This window comes from Pedobacter alluvionis (assembly GCF_003664035.1).
GTDB classification, from domain to species: Bacteria; Bacteroidota; Bacteroidia; order Sphingobacteriales; family Sphingobacteriaceae; genus Pedobacter; species Pedobacter alluvionis.
In genome coordinates this window covers 510,746-524,873 of sequence record NZ_RCCK01000012.1, presented here as the reverse complement: position 1 = coordinate 524,873, position 14,128 = coordinate 510,746, and the positions used below count along the sequence as shown (strand labels likewise).

Genomic DNA, 14,128 nt, shown 5'->3' with positions numbered 1-14,128 from the left:
TACCCCCAAGGCTATAGCTTCGCCGTATATATACTAACCAACTAAACTAGATTTCTTTGTAATGGAGAAAAATGCAAAAAAGCTTTTAGATAAATACCGTTCAGGCCATTGTACGCCCGAAGAAATCGCTGTTGTAGAAGCATGGTACCTTCAGTTGCCTTTCCAAAAAGAGGCTCCTGATCATTTACTGATTGAAACCAGCAAAGAAGAAGTATGGAATCGGTTAAAACCAGGAAGACAATCTGTAAAATTGGTTACGGTTAAGCGCATTGCGATAGCGGCCAGTATTATTTTATGCTTTAGCATAGGGCTCTATTTTATAACAGGTCGTAGTACTCTTCCAGTAACAGCTAAAACAGAATTAAAAGATATTCTTCCAGGTGGAAATAAAGCGATGTTAACACTGGCCGATGGAACGGTGGTAAATCTGGATGATGCTAAAAACGGTCAGATTGCGAGCCAGAGCGGTATCATCATCCACAAGACTAAAAACGGTCAACTCGAATACATCATTAAAGAAATTCCAAATGCACCGGTTACAGGCTCAAATACCATTAGCACGCCTCGTGGCGGACAATACCAGGTAAGCCTGCCCGATGGAACAAAAGTTTGGCTTAATGCGGCCACAACATTAAAGTACCCTTATGCCTTTGCAAAAAAAGAAAGGGTAGTAGAACTTAATGGTGAAGCTTATTTTGAGGTTTCAAAAGACCATACCCGTCCTTTTAAGGTAAAAACAGATGCACAAACCGTTGAAGTTTTAGGTACGCATTTTAATATTAATGCCTACAGGGATGAAGCTCTTGTTAAAACCACGCTTTTAGAAGGAGCAGTAAAAGTGAGCAATGCCTCTGGCACTGTAAAGCTGCACCCGGGCGAACAATCGAAGCTAAATATAAGCACAGCTAAATTAACGCTCAATCAGCAGATTGATCTTGACAAAGAAATGGCCTGGAAGAATAATATTTTCTCTTTTGATAATGATGATCTGCAAATCATTATGCGGCAGATTTCGCGTTGGTATGATGTAGATGTAGTTTATCAGGGCAAAATTTCAACAGAAAAATATGTAGGCGAAATTCCTAGAAACAGCAACCTGGCAGAGGTATTTGAAATATTAGAACTTAACCACGTTCATATTGATATAAAAGGCAAAGTGCTTACCGTAACAAGAAATTAAACAAGAATGGCTTTCTTTAAACAGCCAAGAAATCAACCAACCAATTCACGAACTAACTAAACTTTATGATGAAAAAACTACCAGAAATTTAGCATCCTACCTTAAAAAAAAACCGAAAGCGCGACAACGCTTCCGGTAGAAATTTGGACAAGCAGCTTGCTTCGAAACCCAGCTGCTATTTTTTAACCTCATTCATTACAAAGGTATGAAATTAACTACCCTTTACAACCCCGTGTGCGACATGCGGAGGGTAAAGATTAAATTTTTATTGGTCATGAAATTGACTACGATTTTACTACTGGTTGGCGCCTTACATGTTTCGGCAGCCACCTTCTCGCAAACCGTAACGCTCTCTCGAAGAAAAACCTCACTTAAACAAGTTTTTAAGGAGATTAAAAAGCAAACGGGCTATTTTTTCTTTTACAAAGGACAATTGCTACAGGATAAACCAGAGGTAATGGTCGAGTTCAATAACACATCATTGGTAGATGCTTTGAATGTTTCTTTAAAAGATCAAAACCTGAGCTATAACATCGTTAACAAAACCATCGTGATCAGCCGCAAAGAGAATTTGCCAGTTGTTGCCGTAAGTTTAGCGGTAAAAATTGAGGTTAAAGGTGTTGTTGCTGATAAAGCTACGGGGGAAACGCTTCCGGGGGTTAGTGTTTCCATTAAAAATGGTGCAAGCGTAGGTATCACCAATGATAAGGGCGAATTCAAAGTCAATGTTGACGAAGGAAGCATTTTGGTTTTTAGTTATGTAGGCTACGACTTGTTTGAAGCCAGGGTTACAGGCACTAAAACGTTAAACGTTAAGCTTACCTCAAAGATGACCCAGATGAACGATGTGGTGGTTACAGGTTATCAAACGATTAAAAAAGATAACTATACCGGTAACGCAGTTACGATATCCGGAGATCAGCTGAGAAGGGTAAATCCACAAAATTTGTTGCAAAGTATCGGAACGTTCGATCCTTCCTTTAAACTGATCGATAATAACCTGGCAGGCTCCAATCCTAACAGAATTCCTTCTATTAATGTTAGGGGAGCTTCTGCACTGCCAAGTGGCGATGGGCAGGTATTGAGAAGGGACGATATTCAGGGTAGCGTGAACATGCCTGTTTTTATGCTTGACGGGTATGAAGTAAGCGTGCAGAAAGTATTTGATTTGGATGTGAACAGAATTGCATCGGTTACCTCATTAAAAGATGCAGCTGCAACGGCAATCTACGGTTCGCGCGCGGCCAATGGTGTAATTGTGATTACCACTAAAACTCCTGTAGAGGGGAAATTAAGGATAGAATACAATTATGAATTGAATCTAACCGCTGCAGATTTAAGTGATTATCAGGTTTTAAATGCAGCTGAAAAACTAGATTATGAAGTATTGGCAGGTTTATACAATTCTTCGAAACAGCAGGTATCTCAGGATCAGCTGGATGAGATCTATTACCATAAAAAAGCCAATGTGGTTGGTGGTGTGAACAGTTATTGGTTATCGCAACCCTTGCGTAATACCATAGGGCATAAACACGCTGTAAATCTGGATGGAGGTTCACAAGCATTCCGGTATAATGTAAATCTTCGTTACCAAACCAGGCCGGGAGCAATGAAAGGCTCGGCAAGGGACCAATATTCGGGAGGAATGAGTTTCCAGTATAATGTGAAGAAAATTCAGTTTAGAAATGAATTATCCATAACACAAGTAGGCGCTACCGAATCTCCTTATGGCGATTTTTCTAATTATGTACGGATGAACCCTTATTACCCCTTGCAAGATGCTAATGGCATGGCGATGAGGATTTCTGACATATATGAAAAATCAGACCGATCCAGAGAATATGTTTTTAATCCACTGTTTGATGCTGGCTTAAGCAGTTTCAATAAATCTAAGTACACCGAAATTATTGATAACCTCTCTGCCGATCTGGAAGTGGCAAAAGACCTGAGGTTAAGGGGCCAGATGAGCGTAACCACACGATCAAATACAGATGACGTATTCACTTCTCCTATGGCAAATAAGTATTACCTGTATACAACAGATAAAATAGATGAAAAGGGAGAATATACAAATAGGGAGATGAAAGAAACCTATTGGGATAGTAATATCAGATTAACCTGGTTAAAGCAAATTGGTGGTAGTTATTTTAATGCTTTAGTTGGTGTAAATGCCCGTACAGAGCTGCGCGATCAAAAAGAATTTACCGCTATTGGATTTGCTAACGATCGTTTTACCAGCATAGGCTTTGCCAAAGGCTATGCTGAAGACGGGAAACCGCAAAGCAGACTCGAAAATGCGCGGCTTTTTGGCTCTTTCTTTACGATGAACTACTCGTATAAAAACCGGTATCTTATGGATGGAACTGTTCGTATTGATGGTTCTTCAAAATTCGGTGTAAACAATAAACTGGCTCCATTTTGGTCATTCGGATTAGGGTGGAATGTACACCAGGAGGAATTTTTGCAGGGTAATCCTGTAATTAGTCAGCTAAGAATAAAAGCCTCTACAGGTCTTACCGGTTCGGTAGAGTTCGATCCTTACCTATCAAAAACCATTTATAAATACAATACAGGAAACTGGTATTCATCTGGTATTGGTGCCGGTGTAAGCAGTTACGGAAATGAAAACCTTGGATGGCAAAAAACAAGGATGACCGATATCGGTATTGATATCGGTTTATTTAAAGATCGGGTAATGATTATGCCAAGGATATATAAGAAGTTTACCAAAGACATTTTAGCCGATATCACTTTACCTCCGTCAACAGGCTTTTTATCTTATAAAGAAAATCTTGGCGACATGGAAAACAAAGGTGCGGAGTTGGGGATAACCGTAGATGCCTTAAGAAGCAAAGACTGGTCGGTAAATCTGAATGCGAATATGGTTACCAACAGAAATAAGGTGGTAAGGATCTCAAACGCTTTAAAGAAATACAACGACAGGGCAGACGAACTGCAATCTGTAAAGCCGGGGGACGGTGGCTACAGGGGAATTCCTTTGCTTAGATTTAGCGAAGGGCAACCATTTAATGCCATTTATGGCGTACGTTCATTAGGTATAGATCCGGAAAATGGCCGCGAACTTTACCTTAAAAAGGATGGTACACTTACATATGATTACGATAAGAGAGATTATGTTGTAATCGGCGATCCTAATCCTAAAGTGAGCGGTTACTTTGGTGGAACGGTTAACTACAAAAGGTTTAGCTTGTATGTGCAGTTTCAAACCTATTTCGGTGGTGATAAATACAACCTAACCCTGGTAGAACGTGTTGAAAATGCCGACCCAAGATATAACGTTGATAAACGTGTATTTGAAGAAAAGTGGAAGCAACCAGGCGACCTCTCTTTTTATAAAAATATAGCTGATAATGGCGAAACCGATGTCAGCTCGAGATTTATACAACCTGATAATCTAATCAACCTTCAATCAGTCAACTTTTCTTATGATATGAATAAAAAAATCGCGTCAAAATTATCGATGTCGAGTCTCATGTTTCAGGTAACAGCAAATGACGTGGTGCGTTGGTCATCAGTAAAAGAAGAACGAGGAATTAATTATCCGTTTACCAGGAGTTTAACCTTTTCTGTCAGAGCAGCTTTTTAAGCTATTAATGAACAGATTTAAAATATAAAAACATGAAAATTAGATTGTTAATCTGCCTCATCTTAATAACAGGAATATTGAGTTCCTGCAAGAAATGGCTGGAAGTTGAGCCGGAATCAGAAATAGCTGCTTCAATTTTATTCAGTACAGAAAATGGCTTTATGGAAGCCATTAATGGTGTATATAACCGCAGTACAGAATCAGATCTGTATGGTAAAGAGCTTACATTTGGTACAACAGAAGTATTGGCGCAAAATTTTTCGATGCGTGATGACGGACAGGACTATAGGCAAACCTCCTTGTACAATTACAAACATGGCGAGTTTATCAAACGGAAGGATAGAATATGGGCTGGTTTATACAATGCAATTGTTAACTGTAACCTGATTCTGGAAAATGTAGATGCAAAAAAGAACATTTTTAACGGCAACAATTATGCTATTGTTAAAGGAGAAGCGCTTGCCTTAAGAGCCTATTTGCATTTCGATCTGTTGCGTCTTTTTGCTCCTTCTTATTTGAGAAATCCTTCTGCAAAAGGAATTCCTTACGCTAACAAATACACGAAAGAGATTACACCGGTTTCTAGTGTATCAGAAACCATTAATCTGATCATCAAAGATTTGGAAGAGTCGAAACAATTATTAATCGCTGATCCGATTCGGAGTGCCGGTTATATTGTAAATTATCCCTTAGTTACTGATACACTCAAAAATACAGAAGAGAAGAATTCAAGTCTTTTCTTGCAAAACAGAAGGCACCGTTTAAATTATTATGCAGTATGCGGAACGCTTGCCAGGGTTTATCTGTATAAAAACGATAAAGTTAAAGCCTTACAAAATGCTAAAGAGGTAATCGACTCAAAAAAATTCCCATGGACATCAAAAAGTGATTTTGAGGCATTCGAAGATTCAAAGAAAGATCGTATTCTTTATAAGGAACTTGTTTTTGGATGGTATATACCAGGCGCTGCAAAAGAGATAAAAGACAATTGGTTTCAAAGTGGCACCAGCGGATTTTATTTGATTGAGGATGCCGCAGACTATATCTATGAAAAGGCAACAGCCGGAGCAAGTGATTCCCGTTATAAATACTGGTTGTCTGCTACCTCCAGTCAATCGTCAAGATCGTATGATATCGTTAAATACCGCAGAAATCCCTTAAGTACCGAGGCTGGTGCAAATTTACATTACCTGATGGCTCCTGCGATCAGGCTTAGTGAGATGTATTACATCGCTGCCGAGTGTTCCTATGCAAATAGTCCTGCGGCCGCAGTTAATTACCTTATACAGGTTCGTGAAGCGAGACAAATAGGTGATCCTTTGACCATAAACAGCGAAGAAGATTTATTAAAAGAACTGCTTAAAGATGCCCGTAAAGAATGGTTAGCCGAAGGCCAGTTATTCTATATGTATAAAAGGCTCAATAGGGGCATTGTAGGGCAAACCGGTGTAATTATTCCGGCTTCCGATAACATTTTCGTGCTTCCTCTTCCAAACGATGAAGTTGTTTATGGTGGCAGATAAAACAATTTGAAATTTTATTAATAGCAAATTATGAAAATATACATATTAATATTCGCAATCATTTGTCTTGTTTCTTGCAAGAAAGCAGAAGAGATGCGTTTTGATCACAGTGCTAATGTTTATTTCGATATTTATAATGGAGATAAAGACAGTATAGTAAGAACCTTTGCCTATAATCCTACACGGGCTCAGGATACCGTGTGGCTACCGGTACGTTTATCCGGAATCAGAACAGACGCAGAGCGGAAATTTAGTGCGCGGGTAGATGCTGATTCTTCTACGGCCACTCCTGGAATTCATTATGAAGCTTTAAAAGCTCAATATTCAATCCTTCCTAACAATGGGTTAGGATACATTCCTTTGGTGATTTATAATAAGGATAAGGAACTTGAAAACAGATCGGTTTCGATACTCATCAAATTAACCGGTACGTCAGATCTGGGCATCGAAAACCCTTATCTGATCAGGGCAAAAGTTGTATTCTCTTCCAAATTGGAAAAACCAAGCTGGTGGGATAGCTGGCCGCTTCCTCCTTATTCGAGAACCAAACATGAGTTATTTATTCTGGTAACCGGGCAAACCTCCCTCACTACCGACGGACTTGATGCACCGAAAAACCTGTATTATATAGGCTTATTAACCACGATGTTAAATAATCCATTTAATTGGGTAGCCAAAAATGCAGCAAAAGGTTATGTCATCGAAGAAGTAACTGCAGGCAATACCAATAGCTATTATTTCTATAACAAGAGTAATCCGTCTAAAAAAACGCTGCTAAGGAAAAACATGCAGAATGGTAAATATTATTTTATAGATGAAAATGGCAATGAGGTTATTTAATTCGAAGAACATGAATATTAAAAAATTAATTTTATTAATAGCTGGCGTGGTTTCTTTAGCCGCATGTCATAAAGACTTGGGTAATTACGATATCGATATGCCTGTAGAGCCTAAATTGGCCAACCTCGATTCTGTTTACACTGCAAGTGTTGGAGATAGTTTGATCATCAAACCAAAAATAGAAGGCGTGGATGCTGCCAATGTAGAACTTCAATGGAAAATTAGTGTAATGGAAGGGAATGATGTTCTCTATACCGGACCAGCTTTAAGGATTATATTTGGTTTGCAGGCTAAAAGATATTCTGCACGCCTTACTGTATTTAATAAGGCAAATGGAATGAAATATTTCCATAATTTTTACGTAGACGGTGGAACCGAATTTGCGAGTGGTACAACGGTACTGAGTATTGAAAATGGAATCACACAGTTCTCATTTGTAAAGCCAGATGGTAACGTGCAGGCACGTTTGTACAGGGCCATGCAGGGAAAAGATTTGCCTCCAAACCCCACAAATTTATTTCTGCTAAAAAATACATTTACAAATAACTTATTGGGATACTGGATCATTACAAAAAAAGGTGGAATCAGGTTGGAACCAAATACCATGCAGGAAGATCCAAAATATCCTAATACCCTTAAAGATAACTTTTTTACATCGCCAGATGATTTGGATGTGAGTTCACTGATCTCACATCCTCAGGGGGTAATGATGGGCGTTGTAAATGGTAAATTTTACGGTGGAACAACAAGTACATGGGACCAGGCAGCTACTTATGGAATGTTCGGCTTACCTGCTGATGGTGATTATGAGCTGGCTCCTTCTTTTGTGATGAGCTTTACGCAATCGGCTACTTATTTTATTGGCTTCGACAAAAACAGAAAGCAATTTGTCAGGATCAATCTTTATGGAGCACCTGTTTATTTTGGTACCCAATACTCCGTTACCACAACAACTGCCTTCGATCCTTTAAATATTGGGATGGATCTTGTTCATTTGGAGCAACTTAATAATGCAGATTGTTTCGCCTATTGTAAAGGAACCGATGGAAAGATTTACGAATTAAAGTTCAATGTTCAGTTTAACGGGCCGTTTACCTTTACGCCTCAACATAAACGTCTTTTTGTACGTCAGGAGTTAATTAACGAAAATACAAAATGGAGTGGTGCTAAAAACGGGGTAATTTATATTGCCAATGGCAGTAAAGTTTATCGGTATAATCCTGTAAATGAAGAACTCAGAGAGCTGGCTACCAGCTTTAGCGGCAAAACGATCACGATGCTAAAATTGAGCGAAGATGAGGAAACACTAATGGTGGGAACTGAAGAAACCGTTTCTTTCTTAAATATTGCTACGGGAATGAATGGCGCATTCCTCAAAAAGATTGAGGGTATTCCAGGTGCTCCTGTAGATATCGCAATCAGAAAATAACCTTAGTCCATGAGGCTGTCTCATAAATATAGAATTGCCTCCTGAGCTTGTCGAAGGAACTGTTTAAAATGTCTTACAAGGCATTTCGATTGAATTACAATTAATGATACAGCCTCATGTAAATTATAACCATAAAAAACATACAAATGAAAATCATAAAATTAGCAGTATTGGCCTTATTGTTACCAGTTTTAAGCTGTGCACAGGCGCCAAATTTTAGTTTAACAGGCAAAATAGGTTCGCTGGGTGCACCAGCAATGGCTTATATTGATTACATGGATAACGGTGTGAGTCACGAAGATTCCGTAGCACTTGTTAACGGAAGTTTCAGGTTTACCGGAAATATTTCTGGCAATGCCTATGCCCGTATGGCACTGGATCATACTGGTGGGGGTAAAGGTAAGGCCGTTTATACCGGAGATGTGATTTACTTTTATTTCGGTAAGGAACAGGTAACGATCACTTCAAAAGATTCTTTGGAAAATGCTGTTTTTGCTGGCTCGAAAGTTTACCAGGAATACGATGCCTACAACAAAGCCATCGGTGGTACCATTATGGCACTTACCAAAGCCGTTAATATCGATTTTAACCGCGGCACACCTGAGCAGCAAAAAGATACCGCTTACATGAAAGCAGTAGATCTGCGTTTCAGAAAGAATATCCAGAACAGAACAGAGAAACAGTTTCAATTTGTCAAAGAACACCCAACATCATATTTCGCTTTGGTAGCACTTTCAGAAGCTGCCGGAAGCAAGGTTGATGTAGCCAAGGTTGAACCGCTTTTTAACGCCCTTAACAAAGCTTATCGCGAAACCGACATGGGTAAAGAACTCGCTCAGCGTATTGCTGCAAGCGGCATTACCGCTGTTGGAAACGTTGCGCCGCTTTTTACACAGAACAATGTAGTAGGCAAGCCGGTTTCGCTAGCCAGCTTAAAAGGAAAATTGGTTCTGGTTGAGTTTTGGGCAAGCTGGTGTGGACCGTGCAGGGCTGAAAATCCTAACCTGGTCAAACAATATCAAACCTACAAGGATAAAGGCTTTGAAATTATTTCAGTTTCATTGGATAATGTAAAGGAACGTTGGTTAGAGGCGATTGAAAAAGATGGTTTAGACTGGATTCATGTTTCTGACCTGAAAGGATGGAACAACGAAGTGGGCCGTTTATATGGTGTACGGGCAGTACCTGCAAGTTTTCTGGTAGATGCGCAGGGCAAAATTATCGGCAATGGCTTGCGTGGCGAGCCTTTGAACAAAAAGCTTGCTGAAATATTCAATTAGTTACTGGCCGATAAAATATAGATAATGAAAAAGATGCTAACGGCATGCCTGATGCTGGTTTCGCTGCTCACTTTTGGAACTGAGAAAATTGCATTAAAGGTTTTATATGTGGGCTATAATCCCGATAAGCCAATGCCTAAAAATGTAGTTTATTATTCAACTACCCCAGCGGTTATCGAAAAAATGTACAAAACCAGAATGGCAGATTTTAAAGCCTTTTTGGAACAGCGTTTTACTGAGATTAAGGTAGTGGATGTAGCCGATTACAAAGTAGAAATGTCTGATGGGGTTGATGTAACTTTGATGGATGCCGGGCCGGTGGCGCTGCCGCCAAATTTTAGCCGTCCGATGGTTTTAATGCACGCCATGGCACCCAATGTGGGTTTACCTTTAGGTTTAAAGTTCGATTGGTACTGCCAGTGCCTGGATGATGAAGCACTGAACATCAAAAAGGACCATCCCATTTTTAATACCCCAAATGCTGTAAAGCTAACCATGGTGAAAAAACCGACTCCAGGTTCTTTTTTTAATGGTCATCAGGGCGTTGGTACACCAAAAGTAATGGATAGGTGGCAGGTGGTAAAGCAAGGCTTTTCTTCAAAAGAACCTTACCTGATTGGCATGGTTTCTCATGGCGAAGGATTTAATGATTCGCCTGACGCTGAGTCTATTTCTGGAGGCGTTTGTCTTAAAAATGCCGAAGCAGTTGCATTAGGTCGTCAGGGGAATTATTTTATGTGGGGTTTTGCAGGCTCTCCTGATTATATGACAGAGGAGGCCAAAGATGTTTTTGTAAACACCATCTGTTATATCAAAAAATTCGATCGTCTTCCGGCTATTGTTAAAAAAGTGCAGATCGAAACGCGGAGCGGCATAGATGAACAAATCTACCGATTAAGCAAAGATCTTTATAATCAGGCTATTGTTTCGCGACGGGAAGGGAACCTGCGGATGCTGAAAATGCAACAGGAATTAAAGGATAAAAAAGCAAAAGGCGAAGATATTGGCCATGGCAACGAAATGTTTTTGAAAATGCCGATAACCAATGATACCCAAACATTTGAGAGCTACGTAAAAGGTTATGCCGGCGATAGTTTGTTTGCCATTTATGGTACTGACATCAATCTCTATCACAAGTATTACCGTCAAAATTATGAGTATTTCTATCCTTCAGGTGTGTATACCCTTCAATTAGATCGTGATGCACAAAAACTGGGTATTTCTAATCGTAAGGTGGCGCTTTTAGATAAATGCATAAGTTTATTGGAGGCCGGCAAAGAAGAAGCGATGGCTCAACGCTTGCTCGAACGTTACACCACTGAAAAATTCAGCAAAGCAACTGAATGGAGAAACTGGCTCAATTTAAACCGTAATAAGCTCTTCTATACCGAGTCTGGTGGCTTCAAATTTATGATCAATTCTTATGGAAAAAGCCTTCCTGTTAGCCAGCAACAAAGCTATCAATTGCCAAAATCGATTATAAGTGATGAACCGACCACAGCCGATCCGGTTGCGGTTTCTGCAAGGTTTATTCCGGGCAATGGCAATAAAAAAGACAGTTTACTTATCGAAGCCAAAATTTTAAAAGGCTGGCATATTTATGCTTATGTATCCAAAGATAATCCATTCGTGGTAACCGAAACCCGCCTCGAACTTCCTGAAGGCGCAATAGCTGATCAGGAATGGAAAACTACAGCAGCTATTCCATATCCAGGCAATGAGGGCATGTTTATTTTTGAGGGAAAGGCAAACTTTAGGATAATGGTCGATTACAGCAAGGCAAAAGCCGGTACTAAAATAAAATGTGGTCTTTACTATCAGGTATGTGACGAAACCAAATGTTATCCACCGAAAGAAAAGATATTGGAAATACTCATTTAAGCTATCTATGCGCTCGGCATGGCCGGTAAAATGGCCTTGCCGTTTTTTTAACTCTTTAACTTAAAATATGAAATCTTTTTTGAGGCTTTGCCTCCTGGCTTCTTTGTGTCTGTTTGCACGTGTTTCTGTATCGGCACAAACAGCTGTAAACAAAGCTGATTCCTTGCACAATAAACTTTTATCAGAAATAATTGCTGTGCCTGCACCTAATTTTACCTTAAAAGATCTTGACGGAAATGTGGTATCGTTAAAAGACCTGAAAGGAAAAGTAATTGTGCTCGATTTCTGGTCAACATGGTGTGTACCCTGCAAAAAGTCTTTTCCTGCAATGCAGTTAGCGGTTAATGCCTATAAAAATGATCCTTCTGTAAAGTTTTTATTTATCCATACCTGGGAAACCAGCAAAACACCCGTTGAAGATGTGAAGAAATACATTGCAAAATCGGACTTTAATTTTCAGGTGCTGATGGATCTGAAAAATGAAGCAGGACGAAACGCCGCAGTTGAAGATTATGGTGTGAGTGCCATCCCTGCAAAATTCGTTATCGATAAAACAGGCAAAATTATATTTAAACTTACCGGTTTCACCGGAACTGATGCCGATGCACTTGAGGAAATTTCTGAGCGGATTACATTGGCAAAAAATCATAAGTAATCATGAATAATTATATCAAGGGAATTTTGATAACGGTGGTGATGCTACCCGGATTAAATGCTGCTGCACAGAAAAAGCAGGTTGCTAAATTCCAGGAAACCATCGCCCTGGCCGTTAAAAAAGCATATCCTGCAAGTGTAAGGATGTGGGGTTTCGATGTGCAGCAGAACCAAAGAACTAGTGCTCAGTTTAGTGGCGTGGTAGTCAGTGCAGACGGTTATATCTTAACGGCAGCACATACCATTTTACCTGGTAAAAATTATAAGGTCTTTTTTCCTGATGGGCGCGAATGTATTACCCTGGCTTTAGGTAAAATAGACAATAAGGAGACACCAGGTATTCCGGATGTAGGCATGATGAAAATTACCGATAAAGGCACCTATCCATTTGCTGAGATGGGTTATTCTGCAAGTTTGGTTAAAAATGAACCTTGTATTAGTATTTCATATCCCGAAACCTTAAATCAAACGCTGCCAACATTAAGGTTAGGAAATATTGCAGAAGTGAAAAATGAATATGGCTTTATTCGCTCCACCTGCAAAATGGAACCAGGTGATTCTGGTGGACCTTTATTCGATTATTATGGCCGCGTAATCGGATTACACAGTGCCATTGATGTTTCGGAAGAAATGAATTTCGAAATTCCCGTTGACCTCTATCGTCGCTATTGGACGGCTTTAAACAGCGAAAGACTTTATACGGCCTTCCCGGAAAAGAAGGATAGTGTGAAAACAGATCCATTATCTTTACTATTACAAAAAGAAAGTAAAAAAAAGGCTTTACATCCTGATTTTGACCTGCCAACGCCTAAAAATAGCTGCTTTTCGATAAAAAGTATGATTAAAGGGAACCCCCGGAATATTTACGCCACTTTGTTGAATGTTAATACTGCAAATGGAGCTAAAAAACAGCTTTTGTTGACTAAAAATACGATGGTCGGCGAAGAAGCGCACTGTGATGTTAATGGGAACGTAGTGCCGATTAAGTTAATTGGAAAAGATCAGGAAAATGACCTGGTTTTATTCGAACTCAAACAGCGGATAACCGGTGGGATTGATTTAAATATCTCTGATAGCAATAGTGTTAAAATAGAGATGGGTAAACTTCTTTATAGCATTGATCCCTCAGGCAAAGTGATGCATAGTGTTTTGGGGAGTGCACTATTTAATTTGCCTAAAATTAACAGTCAGCCTTATTTGGGCGCAATGGTAGTTTATAATTCCAGTCCCGTTCAGTTTTCGCTAATCAAAGAGGGCAGCCCGGCAGAAAAAGCAGGTATAAAAGTTGGCGACGAACTAATCAGCATTAACGGAAAACTCATTAAAAAGGCAAGTGAGTTTGCACCAGAAATATTAAAATATTGGGCAGGTGATGAGCTTACTTTTGAATGGGGAAATGGTTCGGGTAAGATGAGTAAAACATTAAAACTAGAGGGAAGGGGGCAGTCAGTATTTAATCATCCGGCAGAGAAATTTGAAGGCGGGAAATCAGGACGAAGAGACGGCTTTAATGCGATTTTTACGCACGATGCCGCCATTAAAGCAAACGCCTGCGGTTCGCCTGTATTCGATTGGGAAGGTAATTTTTATGGGATCAATATTGCCAGGTATAGCCGGACAACCACCGTTGTGGTACCGAAGAAAACGATAATAGATTTTGTTTTGAAGGCTATTCAGTAGCTTAGTTTTCGCCACGGAAACACAGAAGTCACGGAATTTCTAGTGGTCGGTGTC

Annotated in this window: 9 protein-coding genes; all 9 read left to right on the top strand. The window is 39.7% G+C overall.

Translation table 11 applies throughout. The features are described 5' to 3' along the window. Nucleotides 1-61 precede the first annotated feature (61 nt). A complete protein-coding gene (locus BCL90_RS16145; protein WP_121285023.1) occupies nt 62-1,180 on the top strand; it encodes a FecR family protein in 1,119 nt (372 codons plus the stop codon). A 274-nt stretch (nt 1,181-1,454) separates the two neighbouring features. Then, nucleotides 1,455-4,787, top strand: a complete 3,333-nt coding sequence (locus BCL90_RS16140; protein WP_121285171.1) for a SusC/RagA family TonB-linked outer membrane protein — start codon at nt 1,455-1,457, stop codon at nt 4,785-4,787. 32 nt (nt 4,788-4,819) lie between these two features. Then, nucleotides 4,820-6,310 (top strand): RagB/SusD family nutrient uptake outer membrane protein, encoded by a 1,491-nt coding sequence (locus BCL90_RS16135; protein ID WP_121285022.1) that lies wholly within the window; start codon nt 4,820-4,822, stop codon nt 6,308-6,310. A 30-nt stretch (nt 6,311-6,340) separates the two neighbouring features. Continuing rightward, on the top strand, nt 6,341-7,150 hold the full coding sequence (locus BCL90_RS16130) for a DUF4843 domain-containing protein (RefSeq protein ID WP_121285021.1): 810 nt from the start codon (nt 6,341-6,343) through the stop codon (nt 7,148-7,150). 10 nt (nt 7,151-7,160) lie between these two features. Beyond that, nucleotides 7,161-8,579: a PKD-like family lipoprotein gene (locus tag BCL90_RS16125; RefSeq protein WP_166792222.1), complete on the top strand. Its 1,419-nt coding sequence runs from the start codon at nt 7,161-7,163 to the stop codon at nt 8,577-8,579. A gap of 146 nt (nt 8,580-8,725) precedes the next feature. Further along, nucleotides 8,726-9,859: a TlpA disulfide reductase family protein gene (locus tag BCL90_RS16120; RefSeq protein ID WP_121285019.1), complete on the top strand. Its 1,134-nt coding sequence runs from the start codon at nt 8,726-8,728 to the stop codon at nt 9,857-9,859. Between the two features lie 24 nt (nt 9,860-9,883). Continuing rightward, nucleotides 9,884-11,740 carry a protein-disulfide reductase DsbD domain-containing protein gene (locus tag BCL90_RS16115; RefSeq protein WP_121285018.1) on the top strand — a complete coding sequence of 619 codons (1,857 nt, stop codon included), beginning with the start codon at nt 9,884-9,886 and terminating at the stop codon, nt 11,738-11,740. Between the two features lie 67 nt (nt 11,741-11,807). Then, nucleotides 11,808-12,395, top strand: a complete 588-nt coding sequence (locus tag BCL90_RS16110) for a TlpA family protein disulfide reductase (RefSeq protein ID WP_121285017.1) — start codon at nt 11,808-11,810, stop codon at nt 12,393-12,395. A 2-nt stretch (nt 12,396-12,397) separates the two neighbouring features. After that, on the top strand, nt 12,398-14,074 hold the full coding sequence (locus tag BCL90_RS16105; RefSeq protein WP_121285016.1) for a trypsin-like peptidase domain-containing protein: 1,677 nt from the start codon (nt 12,398-12,400) through the stop codon (nt 14,072-14,074). Nucleotides 14,075-14,128: the final 54 nt, after the last annotated feature.